Below are 24147 nucleotides of genomic sequence, written 5' to 3' on the forward strand. Positions count from 1 at the left end.
TCCTGTCATCCTCCACTATATAAAAGTTCACTTTTTATTTTATCATCCGGTATCTTGTTTTTCAACTTTGACAAAAATAAGTGATTCCCTTTAGGATTGACGAACACCGCTACTGCCCCTATAATATGGAAAGACTACTTACAAAGGAAAGGAACCATATTATGTGGATAGCTGAGCATTGGAAAGACTATGAAATTATAGATTGTTCAAAAAAAGAAAAGTTAGAACGCTGGGGAGACTATTACCTGCTTCGTCCGGATCCGCAGGTCATCTGGGATACTCCCAAAAACGCAGCCGAGTGGAAACATCTTAATGCACATTATCACAGAAGTAAAAAAGGTGGCGGCGAATGGGAATTTTTTGACCTTCCCAAACAGTGGAGCATTCACTATCGCGACTTAACCTTCCAATTAAAACCTTTTAGTTTCAAACACACCGGTCTGTTTCCGGAACAGGCTGTCAATTGGGATTGGTGTGCAGAAAAAATAAAAAATGCCGGACGCGAAATAAAAGTATTAAATCTTTTTGCTTATACCGGCGGCGCAACCCTTTCCGCTGCCAAAGCCGGCGCCAAGGTTACACATGTTGATGCTTCCAAAGGCATGGTTACATGGGCAAAGGAAAATGCTGTATCTTCCGGCCTCAAAGATGCACCGATTCGCTGGCTTGTTGACGATTGTGTCAAGTTCGTTGAGCGGGAAATTCGACGTGGCAATCATTACGATGCTATCATAATGGATCCTCCGTCTTATGGACGCGGCCCAAAAGGGGAAACCTGGAAGATTGAAGAAAGCCTGCATCATTTTGTGAAATTATGTGTTCAGCTTTTAAGCGATGATCCGTTGTTTTTCTTAATCAATTCCTACACAACAGGCCTTGCCCCTGCCGTATTAACTTATCTACTAAAAACCGAACTAAAACAGTTCCACGGTCACGTAGAAGCCGATGAAATCGGTCTTCCGGTTACCGCTTCCGGACTCGTTCTTCCTTGCGGCGCCAGTGGACGTTGGAGTAAAAATTAATTCTAAAAGGTGCTTCCCCTAACTTTCTTTCGAGCGAAGCACCTTTTATTTATAAAGAAAACATCCATTTTAAATTCTGTTTTTTCCATTCCTCCTGCCCATTTTGAGCCAACACTTTAAGTTCTTCTTCTCTTGTCATCAACCCACGAATACGATCATACCCTTCCTTTTTCCATACATCAAACAAAGCATATCCATCGTCCATCTTTTCTGTCAAAAAAGAACAACCATCTGTAATCAGCGCGCAGCCATTTGCAAATGCATTTGCTCCGCGGTCGTGAAGTCCCTCTGTAAAAAGCGGTTGCAGATTCAAAATTGCTTTTGCATTCGCTTCCATCTCGATAATTTTCTCATAAGAACAACTTCCACTCCAATGCAAAAGCTTGTGACTTGCCTTAGGATACAAATCCCAATTAATGCCGCAGACCGTCAAAGGAATTTCATATTCTAAAAATGCATCCACCAGATGCTCTCTTTCCCATGCTCGAATATATCTGTCCACATACGACAATGGCGCCAGGTTCTTATATGGTGTAAGCAGGCGATCTTTACACACTTTTTCCACCGCAGTTTCAAATCCGGCTCCGGCTTTCATCTGCTCTAGAATCTCGCCGCTCAATACCCAGATTTTTTCGGAAATCCCTTTTATTTTTTCTTCAAAAAAATCAAGCGGAGCATATGTAGCCGCAAATAGCAATTTATACGTTCTTTGCTCAAATGGAATCTCATTTCGAGCTTTGATTCCGGGATAATGCATTGTCTGCACACTTTTTATATGCGGATAATGACTCTTCACGTATGCGGCATGCCCTGCATCAACACAAACCACGTGATAATTTCCAAGAAGCGCCCGAAGACGTTCATCCAAATGCATCGGGTGATCTAGTATCACCTGATAAAACGGAGCATCTATCAAATCGAGCAAATATTTACCGTCCACCGTCACAACCGGCAGCGTTGAATTGATATCCACAATTGCCCGGTACTTTTTGCCAATCAGCCCTCGAAGTCGCTCCTCTTCTGTTTCAATAGCGCCAAGAAAGCAGACTTTCGTCTGAAAGCCTGCTTTCCCAAATTGTTTTATCATCTGCTTAAAAAACACTTCTTCCGAAGAATAACTGAGCACTCTGGATCTAAGAAATAAAATCGTATTGCACATAGCCACTCCTTATAGAATCGCAAAGAATACTAACGAAACAATAATATCCACAATCACCATCAACCACGGATTTGGCTTAAAGCGTTTCTTGACATAATAATTCACACCAGCCAACACCACAATAAATATCAAAATCACCCATCTTGATACTCCGGTTGTCTCATCTAGCGCCATCCCGGAATTGATTAGCGCCAGCATCACTTTAACGAGCAGTCCGCACACAATCGGTCGAATCCAGCGTCCGATAAATTCTATAGCTTTCATCTTCGAAATTCCGGAATACAAATAATAGATGAGATAAAATGCCGCACAAGATGCTCCAACTGAGCAGGCAAATGCAGATATTCCGGTCAAAATACCAAGTGCTGCAACCCCAGTGGTTCCATATCCCATATAAAACCCAATACCAAATAATGTCTTACATAAAATAGACCCCGGAAGTACATTTACAACTGTAATAATCTGACTATAAAAAATATCCTCCGATATATATCCTTGCTCTACAAACATTCCGTCTGCAATGGTCAGATAGGCATCCCCGCCTCCAAAAGACATAAACGTTGAAAGCAAATCACGAAGTAAAAACGGCACTGCATCTTGCAAAATCACAACTGCCGGAATCGACAAAACCACTATAAAAATCAGCCAGCTCCAAAATGTCTTTCTTATTCCCACGCGGTCCAATTCCAGACGCACCTTTGTCTCCCTTACGGAACTTATCAGACCGACCACCGACAATACCAGCATCAAAATCTCCACAACCGGCAGCAAAAACGGTATCTGCGATAAGAATCCGGCCTTACCATTTGCCAGCATAAAAAGGAAACTCAATACCAAAGTTGTTGTTATATGTAGTGCATCCCGATTTCCATGTAACCAAAAAGCGATAAAGAAAGCCACCGCCAACATATGAACTGTGCTGATACTAAATACTGAAGTCACATCAACCCCAAGCAGCTTGTATATCGCGCTTCCGCAAGTAAAAAAGATTACAAGCCCCACAACTAAATATGTCCGCTTAAATCTCCGTTCACTAACTATTTTATTTCGGGCAAATACTTTTGCAATATAATCGCACAAAAGAGCAATAATAAATCCCGCAACGCCAACAGCTGCAATATTAATATAATTCAATGCCCCTTCACTAAGTGAAGAAAGAACCATAAATAATACCGCTGCCATAATCACGCCCGGGAGCGAAAATAACACCGGGCCAAGCAACATTCCCTTCGGCCCAAATGCATGATTTCCAAGTGCACTTGCCAGTTCAACCGGCAAGGCTCCCGGTGTCAGATTCGCCACAAGTACATCCTTGTCGTAAGTCTTTTGATCTTCATCAAATTCATCATTCCGGACAAATGCCTCCTCCATAACCGGAACCAAAGCATTTCCTCCGCCAAATCCAACAAAACCGACCTTGAAAATCTCTATACAAAAATCTTTAAATTTTCTTTTGTTCTCACAAGATGCTGTCTTATTCGCATTTTGATTTTCATTTCTTCGTTTCATTCATGCATCCGATAAGCTCTATGCAGTCGCCGTCGTATCCTTACCACTACAGATACAGTTCTTGCCATTTTGCTTAGCCTGATACAAATTCTGATCCGCCTGATCGTACAATTCTTTAAATTCTACCTGCGAATCAAAATCGGTATATGCGATTCCCATAGAAATCGTTACATACGTATATTTAGCCGCAACAGCATGGCGCATTTTGTAATTATAAACCATATCCCGCATGGCCTTCGCACGATCTTTTACCTGTGCCATGTTCATTCCCGTAAACACAACCAGGAATTCCTCGCCTCCGACACGTGCTACAATATCATTGCGTCTGCGAGCATTTTTCTTAATCTGACGAGCAACCATCTGAATACAGGCATCGCCCGCCGGATGGCCAAACTCATCATTATATTTTTTAAAATCATCAATATCCATCATAAGAAGCGCAGCCGGAATATGATGGCGCTGACACAATTGCCAGATTCCACTGACTCTTTCTTCAAGACCTCGTCGATTACACAATCTAGTCAACGGATCTGTCTGCGCATCATGAACAGCACGTCTTAGATAATACTCATTATGAATCTTACGTATATAGCTTCGATATGCCAGTAATGCAATCACCATTGCAAATCCTTGAACAATCACCATCGACGCAACCGCATACGAATTCCATCCATGTATCATCGAAACACATACCAACGCTCCAATCTGTCCAAACAGCCAGATGATAGTATGCTTCTCCTCCCAAAGCATCGCCCAGGCTATCGCAATTGCTGCAATAGAAAATAGAAGCAATGTCACAAGTGTATTATGAATCAAAGCCGCTGTCAAATCCAAAAATCCTGCCAAAACCGCCATATAAACATTGCGATTTAGCCAGGAAAAACTCTTTCGATTGCAACTGCAATATCCAATAAATGCGCAAATCACCGCCGCTACTTCTATTGCAAATAGAAAAAGCGATGTACTCCCAACCACGGTGCCTTGTGCATAAACCGTCTGGTTCATTAGCAAAAACGGCATAGCAACACAAATCAGTACGCATACATGGAAACTACGCCTCCCCGCCTCTATCTCTAACTTCCTATTTATGTATTTTTGTTCTGTGCGACTAAATTGCCGCTTGTCAATACTCATTCCAGTATCCTTATTCCCCTAAATATCGTCTCTAATTAATTCATCTCTACCAAATATTGTATCTTTTTTACCACAAAAAAGCAATAGCCAAGCGCTTAGGCTTTACAAGCTAAAGTCGAAACTTTGGTACCCCAAATGCGTTTCCTTATATTCTAAAAGCATACCGGATAATTCTCCCCTCAAAGCACCGGCAAAGCATTCCATAGCACGATCCACATTTTCAGAATTTATCACTCCCGCATCACACAAAAGAGCAAGTTCACTTTGATCTGCGCGCTGCGCAATATCCTCTAAAATTTCTGCAAAATGTTCTTGCAAATATGTTTCATATTTTTCCCGGTTTTGGCTTGTAAGCATCATCGCATCTTTGAGTCTCGATGCCGCCATCTTCGCCTTTTCTTCCAAAATCCGATAGGTGTCCCATGCCTGATCATACTGCTCAAATCCGTAAATGCTTCCATTAGGCTCAGGTAACAAAAAGGACATCATCTCATCTCTTCGATAGCGCGGAACTTTTGGAATATACAAAGTGATTCCGCAATCCTTAAGCACAAGCTCATCAAGCTCATCGCAGTGCTCAAATGCACCTTTTTCTACACATTGCACAGAGGCAGGAATCGTTAGTTTCACAAGGCCGCCTCGAAAGAAACTCCCCGTTTCAATACGCCAGACCGAATCCGGTATCGTATACTCCTTTTCCACACCGAAATACCACATCAAGCTTAGACCTTGCTCCCCTATTCGATAAAGCGCGTCTTCATCAATTGCAAAATGCGCATTGCCCTTTTCAATTGTCACTTTGTGAAACCCACGCTCACTGGCATTCCAGTTAAAAGTATGATTCACAGCTCCTACGCTAAGTGTCGTAAGTGACTTTGGCAGATGTATCTCTTTCAGATTCGTACATCCCCGAAACGCACCGTTTTCAATGCGTATAAGACCTTCCGGGAGATTCACCTCTCGCAAAGCCATGCAGCTTTCCATTGCATCCGGACCAATCACGCGAACACTGTCAGGTAACACAATCTTCTCAAGTATTTCATTCCCGCTAAAAGCACTTTGTTCAATCTCTACCGTTCCATCCTGCACCCGATATTCTTTGGCCTTATTTAAAAGATGCATCGCAACCATATGCCATCCATCCTCGCATTTTTTATAAAGTGCAAAATCATCCGACTTGTAATAAGGACTATCCTTCGCAATCGTCCACTCAAATTCTGCCATATCATAAGGCGCATGAATCATCCGCACACTTGCCGGTATATGAATCTTCGATACTGAAGTAACAAAGAAGATCTCATCCTCGAGCTCTTCTACCCCTTCCGTCATTACAACGTCTTCTAGCGCAAGGCAGTATTTGAAAGCTCCATGACAAATCTTGCGAAGATTAGCCGGTAATACAATGCGTTCCACATCCGTTGCTTCTGAAAATGCTTCTTCTCCAATTTGCCTGACCGGTTTTTGATCCAGCATCTCCGGAATCTTCACATCCACTTCGCTACCGGTATATGCCGTAATTCGCACTCCATCTTCTATTCTTTCATAAACAAAATCTTTTTCCGAAACCATTATTCCTCATCAATCGAAAGCCGGCTCAAATCCAGCTGTTCTAATTCATTTGCAATCTCCATCTGTCTTTCATGGATCTGAAATTTTTTATTATATTTAAAATATTTTTTGCATCCATATTCTGCAATAAACTTCGCGCTGGCATAATTAATCGTAAGATCCGTCACCAGAACAAGCATCTCATTACCATCTCCAAACACCTTCTCAACAAAGGTAAATAAGTGATCTAGTTTTTGCGCGATTTGGTCGGTATGACGTTTTAGTTCTCCAACCGAAAGCTCGAACTGGTTTTTTAGATATGCAAATGCTTCCTTCGGCTCCGTTGTGCCTTCAATCTTGATCTGTCGCATATAACGGCGCAGCGTGTCTTCCGCCTGCATATAGGTATAACGATCAAGACTTCCAAGTGCATTGGCGGCATCCTCCTTAAGCATCTTCTCATGGATGGCATCCGCTTTCGCTGTCAGCACATGTTCGATATATTCCGCCGTCTTATCCTCTGCAAATATAAGGTCGCCTTTCACCTCGCGAAGCATCCGCGTAAGATAACGAAGCGTCGACTCCCTTTTTACACTGTCGCGAATACTTTCTTGCAGTGCATCCATAAGCAGTCCCATAAGTGAAAGACGTTCATCAAATCCTGCTTTTTTGGCTCTTTCCAAAATCGACTTTCCAGCTTCCCCATCCAGAATCTGATGCACCTGATAATCCTGTTTGTATTTACAATAAAGATCATAATATGCTGCAAATTCCCTTGCGATCTTTTTATTTCTAAGGAACTGACAGGCAAGCGTCTCCCCTACTGCATATTCTTGTTCTTCATACAAGTATAAGGTTTCCGATAAATCTTCCCAGCCTCTTGCTGTAACATAGCTCTTACCATCCACCGTATTTTCAATCTGATAAAAATCTGATTTTTTCACATCCAGATAGGTGAGAATCGCACTGTGAAGCCCTTTGTTCACCGCATAGTTTCTCCATGTATCATAATCAGCTTCTACTTCAAGCACGCGAAGACGGTCCATTGTTACCACATCAAACTCGCGCACAGAACGGTTAAACTGCGGTGGATTACCGGCAGTTGCCACAATCCATCCTTCCGGAATACGATGCTTTCCAAAAGTCTTGTATTGCAAAAACTGTAGCATAGAAGGCGCAAGCGTCTCTGACACACAGTTAATTTCATCCAAGAACAAAATGCCTTCCTTTTTTCCGGTCTGCTCCATCATCTCATACACAGAAGCTACGATTTCACTCATCGTATATTCTGACACATCAAATTCCTGATCCCCATAAACTTTATGTCGAATAAACGGCAGCCCCAGCGCACTTTGTCTGGTATGATGCGTCATAGAATAGGAGACCAGCGCAATATCTAGACTTTGCGCAATCTGCTCCATAATCGCGGTCTTACCGATGCCCGGCGGTCCCAGCAAGAAAACCGGACGCTGCCTTTCAATCGGTATCTTATATTGTCCGAATTCATCTTTTCTCAAATAGGTGCTGACTGACTGTTCAATCTGCTCCTTTGCTTCCTTGATATTCATTCTATTTCGTCCTCCTGTAATACCAGCCGGATTGCCCAGTCCGGTGTCTTTGGAATCGTATATCCCTCTTCAATAAAAACAAATGCCGTCTCATATTCCGGCTGCTTCTCCGGAAATGTTCCATTCCCATCCGTAAAATAAATCAGCCCTTTAAGATTTTGGAATTCATGCCTGCGAATCAAACCGTCTACATATTCGAAGACCGGTCTAAAATCCGTCCCGCCAAATCCAACAAGCTCGACATCCTTCATATATGCCTCAAATTCTTCATCCGTAGTTACTTTTTCATCGTGCTGCACTTTTGCATCGCATTGGATGATATGAATATTAACCCGTTCAAAATAACTCTCGGAACTTTTCAATATCGAATACGTCTTTCTCAAAAAACGATGAATCGTCTCTCCTTGACACGATCCCGACGTATCAATTGCAATTACAAACTCCCGTATCCGTTTGTTTTCCCGGTACTCAAGCGGCTCAATCAGCGGCATATTTTCATATAATTCCATCCCATAAGTATAATAGATGTAATCAAACTCATCATCGTTGATATGCATCTCCTCTCCAAGGACGGCAAATTTTTTCAAAAATTCCGTATAATCAATTTTATCCCGAACAGCTTCCTGAAGATTCATAAGAAGACCACTTGAGCCAAATCCTTGATCTTTGGAAAACATCTGCAGATCGGTCTTAGCATGTTCCGAAATTTCTTCCCAGCCATCTCCACGCTGACCGACAAGAGCCTCATCCACGGGTTCTTGTTCCCCGTCTTCTCCTTGATCTGCTTCGTGACATCCTACTTGTCCTGTTGCGGTATCAATGTTGTAATGATCGTTTCTATCCTCAGCATTCGTCTCTTTCTTTGGCATCCATACAATATGATCGTCCATCTCAAATAACGCCTGCTTTTCAAGATAATACGCAAACCGCTCCGGCTCCCTGTTAAAATAACGATAGAGGTGCTCCGCCGTCAGCATAGGCACCTCTTCTTTTAACCCTTCCAAAATCCGCTTTTTTGCAGCATCCGTCTTCAGCTCACAGCCCGGAATATTCATATCCATCACTGCATACTCAACTGCCAAATCGCAGGCAAGATCCCAGCTTTCCCGATACATTTTCTCATAATGAAAAGGATGTGAAAAAATACAATGAAAAATCATATGCAAAAAAGCTCTCGTAGGATAATTCTTTTCAGTTTTAAACAATTCCAATACCCGCACGGTATTATACAAAACATGCTCCCCTGTGACGCCAAACGCCTCCACCGTCTCACTCTCAACGAACGGCATCTTAAAAAGAGCTCTGTCTAAAAAACGCATTGACACCATAATATTGTCCCTTGCATAAATCATTACCTTACGTGCCAACACCTGTGCGGATTGTCTGATATCCTGTTCCATCTCGTTTCCTTATTTAGAAAGTTCTCCAAGTGTCCGAAAGATTTCAAGATCTTTTTCATTTACCTTCATATTGGATGTGACCTTTTCTTCTCCCGGTTTTGTTACACTGATTTCCAAAATTGTCCCCTCCGGAAGTCCCGTCATAATTTCATCTCTAAAAAAATGAGAAACGCCCGGATGATTTTGTGCAAATTCATCCCTTATCCCCTTAAGCTTCATCAAAGCCCCAAAATTCATCATATCTTCAAACCTCCTATAATGTCTGTATGAATCTTCTAAATGCCTCTCGGCCTTCTTTTGTACATTTATAAACGCCTGCATCTTCTAACACATGAACAAAGACTTGACCCACTTCCTGTTCTATAATGCTGTGAATATTGTCCGCATTGATGCTATCATATTTTTCCAAAATTTCTTTTGCCCAGGCTGCATGCTTTTTTAGCATTTCATTACTTTCAAGATCCTTACCCGTCAAGATTGCCTCTTCAAGCATTGTAAGTTCTTTATCCAGTCTAGCCGGCAACACAGCCAATCCCATCACCTCAATCAGCCCGATGTTCTCTTGCTTGATATGATGATACTCCTGATGCGGATGATATAACCCAAGCGGATACCGCTCGGTCGTTATATTATTACGAAGCGCCAAATCCAATTCAAAGACGCCTTCTTTGCATCTTGCAATCGGCGTAATCGTATTATGTCGTTCTCCATCCGTCTGCGCATAGATATATGCCTGCTCATCCGTATAATCACGCCATTTTTTCAAAATATGATCCGCCAAATCAATCAAACGGTTCGCATCCTTATGACGAATTCGAATCACCGAAAGCGGCCAATTTACAATTCCCGCCTCAACATCTTCAAATCCCGAAACGACAAATGTTTCTTCATAGGACGCCCGTTCCATTGCGAACTCATAATGGCCTCCCTGAAAATGATCGTGGCTTAGAATTGACCCTCCAACAATCGGAAGATCCGCATTCGAACCCAAAAAATAATGCGGGAACAGCTTGATAAAATCAAACAGTTTCACAAAGGTTCGACGGTTAATCTGCATCGGTGTATGTTCTCCGTTAAACACAATACAATGCTCATTATAATACACATACGGCGAATATTGTAATCCCCATTTTTTATCATCAATAGTGATCGGAATAATCCGGTGATTTTGCCTGGCCGGGAAATTGCCACGACCTGCATAGCCTTCATTTTCCATGCACAGCATACACTTTGGATAATCCGCCTGCTTGGCATTTTTGGCTGCCGCAATATCTTTCGGATTCTTCTCCGGCTTAGACAAATTAATCGATATATCAATCGTCCCGTATTTACTTTCCACACTCCAGCGACGATCCTTTTGCACCCGTTCACTTCGTATGTAATGACTATCGATACTCAGCTTATAAAAATATTGCGTCGCATCCTGCGGCGATTTCGTATAGTGCCGATCAAATTCTGCTACCACCTCACTCGGTCTTGGCATCAGACAGTTCATAAGTCTTGTGTCAAACAAATCCCGATCCGTTATATGATCTTCTATCAGCCCCTTTTGCACTGCTGCATCCAGAAGAACTTCAAGCGTAGCCGAAAGATTCACTTGTTGCTGCGGTATACATTTTTTTAGTTCATCTTCTTTCATAACATCCAAAATCAGATTCATCGCATACTGCCTGTCTTCTTCTTTCATCAGTCCCGTTTCAATTCCATATTGAGCCAAATTCCATATTGCCTGCTGCATCTAATCTCCACCTGCCTATTATGATTCTATCGCAATTTCTCTTGCGCCATCTCCAATTTCCGCCACATAGACTTTCGGTCGGATTCCGAATTTCTTTTGATACTCGCCAGTCACTTTTTGTGTAAAAGCTTCCACTGCTTCTTCCTTCACGAGTGACACGGTGCATCCGCCGAATCCGCCTCCGGTCATTCTTGACCCTAGAACCCCCGGCGTCTCCCATCCAAGTCGGGCCAGAAAATCCATCTCCTCACAAGACACCTCATAGTCGTCTCGCATGGATACGTGCGATTCATTCATAAGCTTTCCAAATGTCTCAAGATCCCCTTCTACCAAAGCATCCACTGCCTTTAGTGTTCTGGCATTTTCATGCACAACATGTCTTGCTCTCTTTCGGCAGATGTCATCCTTTATAGCACTTTGATAAGTATCAAACAGCTTAGGCGATAAATCACACAGTTCATTAATCCCCATAATCTCCTGTAAGTCGCAAAGCGCCCGCTTGCATTCACTTTGCCGTTCGTTATACGCTGACGAAACCAGAGAATGCTTTACCATACTATTGACAATTACAAGCTTTTCATCCTTAAGTGGAAGTTTGACATAATCAAAATCCAACGTATTGGTGTCAAGAAATATTGCCGTATCCTTCTTGCCGAGTGCACTTGTGAACTGATCCATAATTCCACAGCTAAGCCCGTTGTAATGATTCTCCGCGTACTGACATAGCTGCGCAATCTTAACCAATCCAACATCTTCTAAGTTAAATAAATTCTTAATCGCAATTGCCGTTACTACTTCAATCGCGGCAGAAGAAGAAAGCCCAGAGCCGGCCGGAATATTGCCGGCATATGCAATATCTATTCCTTGCGGCAATGAATATCCCCATTTTTCATATGCCCAAATGACGCCTTGCGGATACGCTTCCCATCCCAAATCCGTCTCCGGCATCAGATGATCCAAATCGCATTCTATGATTTCTTTTGGCATATTCAAAGAAAAGAGTCGCACCTTGCGGTCTTGTCTTTCCCGCACTGCGGCATAGGTTCCATATCCTAATGCACATGGAAACACATGCCCTCCATTATAATCCGTGTGCTCCCCAATCAAGTTCACTCTTCCCGGCGCAAAAAAGAGACGAATCTGTCCATGTCCACCATAAAGTTCCTCAAATTGTTCCAACACCAGCTTCTTTTCTTTCATGCCATCCTGCTCCTCCATCCTACTTTCTTACTCCTTAACAAGTTCCATATAATACATTCTAGATGAATAGTCCTGAAAATAACGAACCTCTTCACTGTATCCGGTTCCTGCAAATGCATCCTTTAGTGTCACTCCGGCATACATCAAATTCTCTCCGGTTACTGTATAATCCTCTTGCTCCCCATACATTGTTACAAATCTCGCCACCACATTATGTACCAACGAACCTTGTTTGATATGAAATGGCGCCTGAGTATTAATCAGATCCCCAAACTTACGCACATCATACTTGCGCTTTTTGTTATAAAAATGATATAGCCCTTGCGGCAAAAGACCTTTTGCCTGATAAGATTCTGCCTGTGTATTGGCAATCACCTGCTCTTGAAGCAGCATTCCCACTGCCTGCTCCTTATTCTCATTGACACAAGTCCATTCGTGAATTCGTCCACTTCTTCCCCGATAAAACTTTCCATATTGGAAGGTGGAACGGAACTTTTTATAAGTATCAATCTGTTCCCGAATCGCATCAAGATCTTCTTTTGTCAGATCACTCAGGTTGCACTCATAGCCTAAAACACCGTAAGCTGCCACATTAAATCTCGTCGCCATTGGTGTCACCCGCAGCGTCTGGTGATTCGGACACGACGATACATGCGCGCTAATCGCAGATAACGGATATCCGTAGCTATACCCCTCTTGAATATAACTTCGCGCAATCGCATCGGTATCATCACTAGCCCAGATTTGCGGAAAGAAGCTCAAGATTCCCAGATCAAATCGATTTCCTCCGGCTGCACATCCTTCAAAGAGAATATACGCAAACTTCTCTGTCAAAGTCTTCATAATCCGATAAAGCCCCATCACATAACGATGAAAGACTTCGCCTTGTCGCTCCGCAGGCAGGTATCTCGAATAGACATCTGAAAAGATACGATTCATATCCCATTTCACATACTTGATATTCGCACTTTCAAACACCTCACTCATTTGCTCAATAATATATTGCTGCACTTGAGGTCTGGTAAGATCCAGCAATCTTTGATTTCGTCCTTGTGAATGCGGCTTTAGCGGGATATCGATTGTCCAGTCCGGATGTTCGCGATACAAATCGCTCTCCACATTTACCATCTCCGGCTCTACCCAGATTCCAAAATCCAGACCCATTTCATTTATTTTCTTGCAAATTCCTCCAAGTCCTCCCGGAAGTTTTTCCGTATTGACCTTCCAATCGCCAAGCGCATGCGCATCATCATTTCGCTGTCCAAACCATCCATCATCCATAACAAACAGTTCGATTCCAACATTCTTTGCTTCTTTAGCCATTTTAAGAAGGCTGCTTTCCTTAATATCAAAATATGCAGCTTCCCAGCTGTTAAGCAAAATCGGTCGTTCCTTTTTCTTCCATTCTCCGCGCACTACATGTTCTTGCACAAATTCATGCATATTATGACTCATCTTCGTAAATCCTTCGTACGAACAGGTCATCACCGCTTCCGGTGCCTCAAATACGTCACCCGGCTCTAGCACAAAGCTAAATCCTCTCGGATTGATACCGCTTACTAATCTCGTCTTTCCATATGCATTTTGCGACACACTCGTATAATGATTACCACTGTATATTAAATTGAATCCATAACACATGCCGGCATCTTCTGTTGCATGAACTTCATGCAGCATTGTAAAAGGATTGCTTCGATTCGATGACGTTCCCGTAAACGAACTATTAATATAATTTCCCGGCCCTGCCATAACCGTATGCTTTTGCATTTCTCTGGCCCATGCTCCATGGAACGAGGTAATGGCATAGGTTCCTCTTGCAAGATCAAGCTGATTACTCATCATTTTATGAAGACGTATGGTCTCATTCGACGAATTAACCAAAACCGCAGTGCGAACAATGCAATCACATTCTTCATAGACTTCATAGCGAAGCTGAAGCTGCAAATCGTAGGACGCATCTTTGAGCGTCACAATCAGCTGCTGTATCTTTTGACTCTCATCATATGCACTCGGCAGCGATGTCAGCGCTTTCTTATCGTCCATAATCTGCGCCTTTTCAAACAAGAAATCACTTGTCACCGATCCATCCGCATGCTCTATTTCAAGGAAAGACTCTCCGATATCCCCTTTTCCACTTGCAGACATTTCTAGACAAATATCTTCCAAAATGAGGTTTTTATGTGCATCATCATAGACAATACTATTGCCCGGCTCAAACGCCCTTTTTTGCCGAAAAATTTCTGCACTTGGTTGTTCGAGTCTACGCCCATAATACAGATGTTCTAGATGTCCACTCTCGAGCATGCTAAAAACATAGGTCGTGTTTTTTGTTGCTAATATAAAAGTCTGATCATTTTGTAAAATCATTCTATCTCTCCGATTCTTTTCTTTCGTTTATTATACTAAACCTCTATCTTTTTTCAAAGATTCATGTTGATTTCCAACTTTTCACTGTCTTCATACTAGACTTGGCGAATTTTTCTTGTTATAATCCAACTAAGCTTAGGGAATACTAATCGTTATGAGACATGGCTCAACAGAGTCCGATAGGGGTAACAAACAATAGAGGAGTAATAATTTATATGAAATCCGTATTTTTAAACCGGACAGCATTATCCATTGAAAAGCTGGATCCGCCTTATAACACACTTGAAAAACGTACCACTGATAAGGAATGCATTTCCATCTACAACGAAGCGCAGCTGATGGCCGGCCTTGATCCGATTGTTGTCAAAGCTGTTCAAGCATACTTTTCCAAGGACGAATCCACGATATGTCTTGTAAAAATTTCCGACACATCCTATGCGGTTGAAACGATCTTGTCTGAAGGAATACTGCTTGCAACCATATCTGCAAATGGAAGAATTCGCGGCAGCCTGCGAACAGACGATGGTTCGTATAAAGCTATTCCAAATCTGGAAAATGATACGTCTTTTGACACAACTGCATTTATTGTTGGCTTTCTTCCAATTTTGAGAGAAAAATTTCCGGAAGTAAACGAGATATTGGAAAATCTCGAAACTTCTTCTAATCATCTAGAACCATTTGCTGCCAAGGACTTGTACAAGCTCTCTGACAGCCTTGAACACATCTTTACCGACCGCCGCTTTGATACGGATGAAAAGGGAGGTAACATCGCTCTCTTAGAAGAAAACACGATTGAACACGGCGGACTGTGTTACAACAAAGTCCTTGCCGGATGTCCGACCATTCTCGCAGAAAGCCATGCGGTTAATGAGGATGACAATCTGACCGTAGCCGAGGCCAGGAAGGAATTTGCTGCATTCTCATCCGAATTTCACTGGGAGGAAGACGAACTTGCTTTCATTCCGGTCTTTGAGGATGATTTTGTCGTTCCTAACGAAACCCTTAAAATTGCTCGCCGCTATGTCTTAAGTGCCGGTGAGAAACGACCAATGGTTAACTTTATGTGGCGCGGCGTAACAGCCTACGGAAAATCAACCGGCGTTGAGGTTCTTGCCTGTATTTTAAACATGCCGCTTCTTCGTGTCACCTGCAATTCCAACATGGAAACGCAAGACTTTTTAAGCGACTTCGTTCCAAATACAGATACTGCCGGTGACGCTCCAAGATTCAAACATATCGAATCCAATTTTGTAAAAGCATTGACAAAAGGCTACATCGTGGAAGTGCAAGAAATTTCCCGAATCAAGGATAGCGGTGTACTCGTAGGCTTAAATGAATACGACAAAGCCGGCAGCATCATTCCTTTGGTTGATGGCAGTTACCTTAGAAGACATCCAAAGGCTATGGTCGTCTACACAGATAACGTTGGTTACAATTCCTGTCGACCGATTGACCCATCTGTCATACGACGTATGTCCTTTATCATCGACAGCTATGATCTTCCGAAAGAAAAAGCACTTGCAAGACTTGAACTTAACACAAACGTACATAATCATGGCATTTTGGAAAAATGTTATAACGTATGGCTCAAAATTCGCGACTACTGTTATACCAAAGGGATTACGGACGGAAGCATTTCCCTATCTGAGCTTGAAATGTGGGTTCTTTCTGTCAAATTAGATGGCTATCGGAATTTCCGTCAAAATTGCATCGAATGTGTCATTGCCAAAGCAACCAATGATCTCGAAGAACAAGATGAAATCATCACCGGTGTCGTAGATTTATATCTGTAAGGAGGCTTTTTTATGAGTCGATTATTTTCCGAACAGGTAAAAAAATACCAGGCCGCGCATCCGGCTACGCCAATTGCTTTTGACAATTTGGTTCAAACGCCGCAGTTCTATCGGTATATCAATCAGTACCTGACCTCTCTGACGAGCGACTTTGCTATGCCGATTCATCTTGTCTTGTTACATGGGGATAACGAACAACAGATTGAAACTTCTTTGCTAGACGGCAGAACCATTTACGTCAATACGGACAATGCTCAGATTCGTTCTTTTGAAGATGATGAAAATAAACTTTTATGTATCTTAGGATATCTTTTTCACGAAATTGCTCATCTGCGTTTTATGGATTACCGCAAAGAATTATGGGCCGCTAATTCCTTTAAACTTGGCAAACTTCCTTTCGAAAAAGATACTATGCCACGAATGCGCTATCCGCATCCTGATTTTATGGAAGTAAAATCCAACCCTCGTTTTGCCAAGGTCATGACCTCCTTATACCGGGCCATTGCCAATGTCATCAGCGACTATCACGATGAAGAAGCTTTATGTAAAATGGCCGGCAAGTTGGTTCGCCGTGGTATCGAGACTGTTCGAGAAGCCGGGTTTACAACGGTTCGCTCCTTAGAGGATATGACGGAGGATATTGAAATTTCTACCTTGACGCTGCTTCTTTCTGCCATATTACAGTATGCACGTTTTGGACAGGTCTTTATTCTGCACGAAGACACCGCTGAGTTCAATGTCATCATGGAAATGCTTGATCGCATAAAACCGGACATCCAGGCAGCCATACAAGCTGATGATGTCAAAGAAAAATATATCCAAATCAATTTCATCGTCAATAAATTATGGCGATACATTGATTTATATATCGATGGCCCATCTTCTGAATTCGCTTTTGAAGGCACGGAAGATGAGGATTTTACGGAATATCGCGATGAAAACGAACGTGGTTTTCACCAGCCTGCCAAAGAAGAAGAAGATTGCGAAAATTGTGATAACTGCGACGACGAAGATCACAAGGAGGAATCCCCCGGCGGTGATGACGCTGCTGAGGATGGCTCAGCCCAGGACGCAGCTGACATGCTTGATTCTATTCAAAATGCAATCGCAAGTTCCGGTGGAGATAACATTTCCAATATGCCGGCTAATATTCTAAGTGGCAGCATGCAAGAAATTCAGGATTCTTCTACAAATAATGACACCTTTGCGCCTTCGGATGTCTTAAGTGGCACACAAGAAGGGCACCTGATTGAGTTATCGCTAGAAGAACTGGAAAATGAAATTCATGAAGATAACGCCGAAGAACAACTTGCCGAACAGCAGCATAAAAACACGCTGTCCAAGATAAACAGTGGCAATTACGGCTCTGCGCACACCGGCATACAGACCGATATCCGAAGAGTCAAACCCAATATAAACGACCGTTCTTCCTACGAAGAAATCATTCACCAGCATCACTCATTCCTCAAAAAGGTGCAAAAGGAAATCGTCAAAATCATGCAGGATGAAACCACTTCCCTGCAACGACGCCGAATGATGGGACGACGCATCGATAACCGGCATTTATACAAAGTTGATCAGCGCTACTTCCAAAAGAAAAAAAATCCGGAAAAAGAACTGGATATGGCCGTTGCTATTTTGATCGACAATTCCGGTTCCATGAAAGGTCCACGAATCGACTGCGCCAGACAAGCCGCCGTGTTACTTAATGAAGTACTCGAGCGATTAGAGATTCCGACCTTGATTTCCTCCCACAATTGTGAAATGCATCCGGTCGTAGAAATCTATCAGCAATTTGAAGATCGAAAAATTGCCAAATACTCTCTAATGAAGATGCAACCATCTGGCAACAACCGTGACGGCCTTGCCCTCCGCATGGTCGGAGAATTGTTGTCGCAGCGTATCGAACAGGACAAACTGTTGATTATCATCTCCGACGGCCAGCCCAATTCAAATGGTTACAGCGGAGATCTCGCACGCAAAGATATCAAAGAAGCCATGCGCCTTCTACGCGGCGATGGCATTAAGACTATTGCCTTTGCCATCGGTGATGACAAGCCGCAGATTCGTGCAATTTACGGAGAAGCTTTTGTCGATATCAGCGACTATGACAAATTTCCATTGCAACTCTCATTGTTGATGGAACGCGAAATTATATCAAACATTCGATAACCCTTAGGAAAGGAGCTACTTATGTCTAAAGACGATATCATCTACTATCTAAAAAAAGTACAAGAAAATGGTATGAATCTTGAGAAAATCGACGAACCGACAGAAGAAATCTGTCTAACTGCGGTTAAGAACAATCCGTTTGCCTTGCAATTTGTAAAAAAACAGACGGATACCATCTGCGAAGCAGCTGTTAAAAGGCGAGGTGCCTCTCTTGCACTCGTCAAAAACCGGACGCCTAAAATCTGTCGTCTGGCTATCGAGCAAGACGGCATTGCAATTCGCTATGTTCCTGACAAAAGCGAAGAATTATGCCACAAAGCCATTTCACGTTCGCCAATGGCTATTCGCTATATCCCGCAGACACCGGAGTATTGCTTAGAAGCCGTTATGCAAGATGGTAATGTATTAGAATATATCCAAGACCAGACCGAAGAAATCTGCCTTGCAGCCATCATGCAAGACCCTAAAGCACTTAGGTTTGTCAAAAACCTGACACCAAGACTTCAGCAATTTGCCGAGGTAGCTGCCAATCCTATCCTGGTACTCGATCAAGAAGAATTTGATGAAGAATTGTGTATCTTTGCCATCAAAGTAAACTGTGGCATCTTTGAATGGCTTGACACCCAGACCGAGGCAACCTGCCTTGCAGCCGTATCGATTCGCGGAAGACTGCTCGCTTATGTCAGACAGCAAACACTTCCGATCTGTATGGCCGCTGTTGCACAAGATCCCTCCGCGATTCAATTCGTGAAAGATTATTTCCGTGAAGAAATCGCATAATGTCTTTTATAAACAAAGGCTATCGCACCCATTTTTTTGCTCGTGCGATAGCCTTTTATCATGCGATTCTTTTTTTGTTATTTCTTACTGTAATAATCATCAAGTGCCGCCTTAACTGCTTCTTCTGCCAAAACAGAACAGTGCAACTTGTGCGGTGGAAGGCCATCAAGTGCTTCGACTACAGCCTTATTGGAAAGTTCAAGTGCCTCCGATACCGGCTTTCCTTTTATCATCTCTGTCGCCATAGAACTTGAAGCAATTGCCGATCCGCAACCAAACGTCTTAAACTTTACATCCTTTATGATATCTTGATCGATTTTCAGATAAATCTTCATGATATCTCCGCATGTTGCATTTCCAACTTCTCCGATGCCATCTGCATCTTCTATTTCACCTACATTACGTGGGTGTTCAAAATGATCCATTACCTTTTCACTATATAACATCTATTTCTCCTCCTATTATTTAAAGATATATTCTTTCTCACCTTTTTTTAGACTTTCCCACACCGGCGAAATGCTACGCAGGTAGGAAACAACTTCCTTAACCTGTTCGATAATATAATCCATCTGTTCATATGTATTTTCTTCACTAACCGATAAACGAAGCGATCCATGTGCCACTTCATGCGGAAGTCCCAGTGCAAGTAGTACATGACTCGGGTCAAGACTTCCGGATGTGCAAGCCGAACCGGAAGATGCTGCAATTCCTTTCGCATCCAAAAGAAGTAGTAAAGATTCTCCCTCAATAGCCTCAAAGCAGATATTTAATGTTCCCGGTACGCGCTCAGCTCCGCTTCCATTGATTTTACTATGAGAGATTTTCGACAAACCTGCCTCTAGATAATCACGAAGCGCTGCTGTCTTTTCCATATTTTCCTCAAGCTGATTCAAAGCCTCCTTAAGCGCTGTTGCCATTCCCACAATCGCCGGAATATTCTCCGTACCGGCACGCTTTCCACGCTCTTGTGCTCCACCTTCAATCAAATTATCAATCCTTGCGCCCATTCGAACATATAGCGCTCCAACGCCTCGTGGCCCGTGGAATTTATGACCGGATAATGCAAGATAGTCACATCCTATTTCTCTTACATCTACCGGCACATGCCCTACAGCCTGCACGGCATCCGTATGGAAGGGAACTTTCTTTTCCTTACAGATTGCTCCAATCTCTTTAACCGGAAGAAGCGTTCCAACTTCATTGTTCGCATACATCACACTGACAAGCGCAGTCTCTTCACGTATTGCCTCTCGAACCAATTGCGGATCAAGCCATCCATCTTCATCAACCGGAAGATACGTAACTTCAAATCCATCCTTCGCAAGCTTCGCCATCGTGTGAAGCACGGCATGATGTTCAACTGTCGTTGTAATAATATGATTCTTTCCTTTGCGTTTACCGGCATAGGCAGCAGAGCAGATTGCCTGATTATCAGACTCGCTTCCTCCTGATGTAAAAAATATCTCTCTCGGTTTTGCTCCGATTGCCTGCGCAATCTCTTCACGCGCCTGCTCTAATTGCTCCTTCGCCAGTTGCCCCGGTGTATGTAAGCTAGATGGGTTGGCAAAATACAGCTTCATATTCTCAATCATAACAGCCAGAGCATTCTCACTGATTTTCGTTGTTGCCGCATTATCTGCGTATATTTTCATCTTATTTCCTCCTAAAATCAATTCCTATGTGTTTCATAGGAATTATATTAACATCTAATTCCTAGTTAGTCAATAGGATTTTAGCAAATTAAAAAAAAGATTCCAAATCGGCATATATCCGACTCGAAATCTTTTTATAACAAACTCTTTGGTCAAGACTCGCTCGCGAGTCTTGCGCGCCGGATTCGGGTCTGCTTCAGCAGACAAATTCCTGTCCGAATCCGTGCGCATCCTCGCGGAGCGTTTAACTCAGTCGGAGCTTGTACTCCGACTGAGTTAAATCGTATACGTATCTGCTCTCGTATCAAGCAGATCTTGAAGCGTCACGCTTTCTAAATACTCTTCAATAATCTGATCTAGCTTCTTCCACATTGGCAACGTGATACATTCCGCTTCCTTTGCACATTCTCCCGGGCAATCCAGACACGAAACCGGCGCCATCGACCCCTCCGTCGTCTTTAGAATTGCTGCCATCGTGTATTTCTCCGGCTCATAAGAAAGCTTATATCCGCCAAACTTTCCCCTCGTGCTTTGCACATATCCGGCTTTATTCAGAATTGAAATAATCATCTCCAGATATTTATTTGACAGATCCTGTCGTTTTGCAATATCCTTCAGCGAAACATATCCATCTTCCTTATGCATGGCAAGATCCAGCATGACTCTGATTGCATATCTTCCTTTTGTTGAAATCTTCACAAATGACCTCCCTACCTTTTATATAATCGTTCCACCGCCTACAACAATATCTCCATCGTACAAGACAACCGCCTGCCCTTTCGTAATTGCCCTTTGCGGCTCATCAAATTTTACTTTAATTCGTCCATCTTCGAGCTGTGTTACAACTGCCGGCTGCTCCTTTTGCCGATATCTCACTTTTGCACTGATACGCATCTGCCCTTCTATCCTTGGCACCGAAATAAGATTCACATCCGTTGCATATAACGTATCCGAAAATAAGCCATCCCCGTGCGTCAACACAATTTCATTTCTCTGCGGATCTATCCTGGTAACAAAAAGCGGAGCACTACTTGCAATTCCCAGCCCTTTACGCTGTCCTATGGTATAATGTACAATTCCCTTATGCTGTCCGAGAATATTGCCATGCATATCTACAAAGTTCCCGCTCTTTAAGGCCTGTCCCCGATACGCTTCGATAAAGCCTGCATAATCCCCATCCGGAACAAAACAGATATCTTGCGAATCTGCCTTATCTGCATTGACAAATCCTTCGCGCTGTGCAATCTCACGTACGGAAGCTTTCGTCATCCCCCCTAAGGGGAAGTACACATGAGCCAGCTGTTCCTGCGTCAGGTTATAAAGCACATAACTTTGATCTTTTGTTGAATCGACTGCTTTTTTTAGCAGATAACGCTCTTTTTCACTATCATACTCAATTCGGGCATAATGTCCCGTTACTACTTTATCGCAACCACGCGAGCGCGCAGCCTCGAACAACTTTTCAAATTTCATATATCGGTTGCAGTCAATACAAGGATTCGGAGTCCCCCCCTGCTCATATGTACAGACAAACTTCTCGATGATTTTCTCCTTAAAATCAACGGTATAATCCACAACGGTATATGGAATCCCCATACGATTGGTAACGCGCATGGCATCTTCAATATCCTTATCCGAACAACAAGTCTTACACAGCTTCTCCGATTCTTGTTCCTTATTAAACAAGCGCATTGTTACGCCTTCACAGGTATATCCTTCTTTTATCGTAAGCAGCGCCGATACAGAACTATCAACGCCTCCGCTCATTGCAATCAATGCTTTTTTCACGTATTCTTCTTCTCCACTTCTTAATCTGCAAATAATGCCGTGGACAGATAGCGATCTCCTGAATCCGGCAATAAAACAACTATCGTCTTACATTTATTTTCCGGTCTCTTAGCCAGAATCTGTGCACCCTTTAGTGCTGCTCCGGAAGAAATTCCAACCAAAATACCTTCTGTCTGTGCAAATGTTCTTCCTTCGATGAATGCATCCTCATTTTCAATCGCAAGCACTTCATCATAAATCTTTGTATTTAAGATCTTCGGTACAAATCCTGCTCCAATTCCCTGAATCTTATGAGGTCCCGGTGTTCCCTTTGACAACACCGCACTGGTCGCAGGCTCTACAGCCACAATCTTTATGTTTGGATTTTTCTCCTTTAAATATTCGCCAATTCCACTTATGGTACCGCCGGTTCCGACACCGGCAACAAAGATATCAATCTTACCGCCTGTCTGCTCCCAGATCTCCGGCCCGGTTGTTTCCTTATGTGCTGCCGGATTTGCCGGATTATCAAACTGTCCCAAAATAACCGAACCTTCTATTTCTTTGTTCAGCTGCTCTGCCTTTTCTATCGCACCTTTCATGCCTTTTGCGCCTTCTGTCAAAACAAGCTGTGCTCCATAAGCTTTGAGTAGATTTCTTCGTTCTACAGACATTGTATCCGGAAGTGTAAGCAAGGTACGATATCCCTTGACTGCTCCTACCGCAGCAAGTCCAATTCCCGTATTACCGGATGTCGGCTCAATAATTGTCGCTCCCGGCTTTAGCTTTCCAGCCTTTTCTGCCTCTTCAATCATTGCCAGTGCTACGCGATCCTTCACAGAACCTGCCGGATTCAAAAATTCCATCTTACCCAAAATCATAGCCTGTGTGACACCTGATTTTGCAGCATAACGACTCAATCTTAATAAGGGTGTATGTCCTATTAATTCTGTTGCATCTTCATATATTTTTCCCATGATTTGGCTCCTTCTATTCCCTGTTATGAAGTGACCTTTGTCAAGCAGGAAAGCCTCAACAAACTTTCCACCTGATAATTGTCACATTTGTTATTGTCTGACAGCATCTGGAAAGAGCCAGTTTAACAGTCTCCGGCATGTAGCCACTCTGTTATTCGTGGATTGGTTACCAACAGGCTAATGGTCCGCCGAGAGCCCTGCTATCTATTATCGTGGATCACGGTTTCCCGTGCGCACATAGGGAGAACGCAGTTGGCTCGAACCGTCTTGTCATATTGGCTCCTCCCAGATACCGTCAGCACTATTTACTTGTTATATTGGGCAGAAATCTGCACTTTGTTGCTGATTTCTGCTTGATTAT

At 42.9% G+C, this 24147-nt stretch carries 19 protein-coding genes; 4 read left to right on the forward strand and 15 right to left on the reverse strand.

The genetic code is table 11. The features are described from left to right. Nucleotides 1–161: 161 nt before the first annotated feature. The gene (locus tag BLS20_RS11870) at nt 162–1022 is read left to right on the forward strand and encodes a class I SAM-dependent methyltransferase (protein ID WP_090174583.1); all 861 of its coding nucleotides are present in this window, start codon (nt 162–164) and stop codon (nt 1020–1022) included. 49 nt (nt 1023–1071) lie between these two features. On the opposite strand, the gene BLS20_RS11875 is transcribed toward BLS20_RS11870, so the two are convergent. The 10 genes from BLS20_RS11875 to BLS20_RS11920 all read right to left on the reverse strand — a co-directional run bounded on the left by BLS20_RS11875 (nt 1072) and on the right by BLS20_RS11920 (nt 14645). Continuing rightward, nucleotides 1072–2181: a hypothetical protein gene (locus tag BLS20_RS11875; RefSeq protein ID WP_090174584.1), complete on the reverse strand. Its 1110-nt coding sequence runs from the start codon at nt 2179–2181 to the stop codon at nt 1072–1074. 9 nt (nt 2182–2190) lie between these two features. Next, entirely contained in the window at nt 2191–3690 is a 1500-nt protein-coding gene (locus BLS20_RS11880) for a chromate transporter (RefSeq protein WP_090174585.1), read from the reverse strand. 18 nt (nt 3691–3708) lie between these two features. After that, nucleotides 3709–4695: a GGDEF domain-containing protein gene (locus BLS20_RS11885; protein ID WP_176762400.1), complete on the reverse strand. Its 987-nt coding sequence runs from the start codon at nt 4693–4695 to the stop codon at nt 3709–3711. Nucleotides 4696–4926: 231 nt separating this feature from the next. Further along, nucleotides 4927–6393 (reverse strand): leucine-rich repeat domain-containing protein, encoded by a 1467-nt coding sequence (locus BLS20_RS11890; RefSeq protein ID WP_090174587.1) that lies wholly within the window; start codon nt 6391–6393, stop codon nt 4927–4929. Further along, complete coding sequence (locus BLS20_RS11895; RefSeq protein ID WP_090174588.1) at nt 6393–7940, reverse strand: ATP-binding protein; 1548 nt, start codon at nt 7938–7940, stop codon at nt 6393–6395. Before BLS20_RS11895 ends, BLS20_RS11890 begins: the two co-directional genes overlap by 1 nt. Then, complete coding sequence (locus tag BLS20_RS11900; protein ID WP_090174589.1) at nt 7937–9340, reverse strand: vWA domain-containing protein; 1404 nt, start codon at nt 9338–9340, stop codon at nt 7937–7939. Before BLS20_RS11900 ends, BLS20_RS11895 begins: the two co-directional genes overlap by 4 nt. A gap of 9 nt (nt 9341–9349) precedes the next feature. Beyond that, nucleotides 9350–9580 (reverse strand): hypothetical protein, encoded by a 231-nt coding sequence (locus tag BLS20_RS11905; RefSeq protein ID WP_090174590.1) that lies wholly within the window; start codon nt 9578–9580, stop codon nt 9350–9352. Nucleotides 9581–9593: 13 nt separating this feature from the next. Beyond that, entirely contained in the window at nt 9594–11078 is a 1485-nt protein-coding gene (gene galT / locus BLS20_RS11910) for a UDP-glucose--hexose-1-phosphate uridylyltransferase (RefSeq protein WP_090174591.1), read from the reverse strand. An 18-nt stretch (nt 11079–11096) separates the two neighbouring features. Beyond that, nucleotides 11097–12278 (reverse strand): galactokinase, encoded by a 1182-nt coding sequence (locus BLS20_RS11915; protein WP_090174602.1) that lies wholly within the window; start codon nt 12276–12278, stop codon nt 11097–11099. Between the two features lie 27 nt (nt 12279–12305). Continuing rightward, a complete protein-coding gene (locus BLS20_RS11920) occupies nt 12306–14645 on the reverse strand; it encodes an alpha-galactosidase (protein WP_090174592.1) in 2340 nt (779 codons plus the stop codon). Nucleotides 14646–14860: 215 nt separating this feature from the next. On the opposite strand from BLS20_RS11920, the gene BLS20_RS11925 reads away from it, so the two are divergent. From BLS20_RS11925 to BLS20_RS11935, 3 genes are read left to right on the forward strand one after another with little or no spacing between them, the layout of a single operon-like run. Further along, entirely contained in the window at nt 14861–16438 is a 1578-nt protein-coding gene (locus BLS20_RS11925; protein ID WP_090174593.1) for an AAA family ATPase, read from the forward strand. Between the two features lie 12 nt (nt 16439–16450). Next, entirely contained in the window at nt 16451–18610 is a 2160-nt protein-coding gene (locus tag BLS20_RS11930; protein ID WP_090174594.1) for a DUF444 family protein, read from the forward strand. A 21-nt stretch (nt 18611–18631) separates the two neighbouring features. Continuing rightward, the gene (locus BLS20_RS11935; protein ID WP_090174595.1) at nt 18632–19390 is read left to right on the forward strand and encodes a DUF4116 domain-containing protein; all 759 of its coding nucleotides are present in this window, start codon (nt 18632–18634) and stop codon (nt 19388–19390) included. Between the two features lie 77 nt (nt 19391–19467). On the opposite strand, the gene nifU is transcribed toward BLS20_RS11935, so the two are convergent. From nifU to cysK, 5 genes are all read right to left on the reverse strand, one after another. Then, nucleotides 19468–19836 (reverse strand): Fe-S cluster assembly scaffold protein NifU, encoded by a 369-nt coding sequence (nifU, locus tag BLS20_RS11940; protein ID WP_090174596.1) that lies wholly within the window; start codon nt 19834–19836, stop codon nt 19468–19470. Between the two features lie 15 nt (nt 19837–19851). Next, a complete protein-coding gene (gene nifS, locus BLS20_RS11945) occupies nt 19852–21042 on the reverse strand; it encodes a cysteine desulfurase NifS (RefSeq protein WP_090174597.1) in 1191 nt (396 codons plus the stop codon). A gap of 276 nt (nt 21043–21318) precedes the next feature. Next, on the reverse strand, nt 21319–21741 hold the full coding sequence (locus BLS20_RS11950; protein WP_090174598.1) for an RrF2 family transcriptional regulator: 423 nt from the start codon (nt 21739–21741) through the stop codon (nt 21319–21321). 18 nt (nt 21742–21759) lie between these two features. Further along, nucleotides 21760–22830: a tRNA 2-thiouridine(34) synthase MnmA gene (mnmA, locus tag BLS20_RS11955; protein ID WP_090174599.1), complete on the reverse strand. Its 1071-nt coding sequence runs from the start codon at nt 22828–22830 to the stop codon at nt 21760–21762. A 20-nt stretch (nt 22831–22850) separates the two neighbouring features. Continuing rightward, nucleotides 22851–23786, reverse strand: a complete 936-nt coding sequence (cysK, locus tag BLS20_RS11960) for a cysteine synthase A (RefSeq protein ID WP_090174600.1) — start codon at nt 23784–23786, stop codon at nt 22851–22853. Between the last annotated feature and the right edge of the window lie 361 nt (nt 23787–24147).

The sequence above is a fragment of the Eubacterium oxidoreducens genome, from assembly GCF_900104415.1.
In the GTDB taxonomy this organism is placed as follows: Bacteria; Bacillota; Clostridia; order Lachnospirales; family Lachnospiraceae; genus Eubacterium_C; species Eubacterium_C oxidoreducens.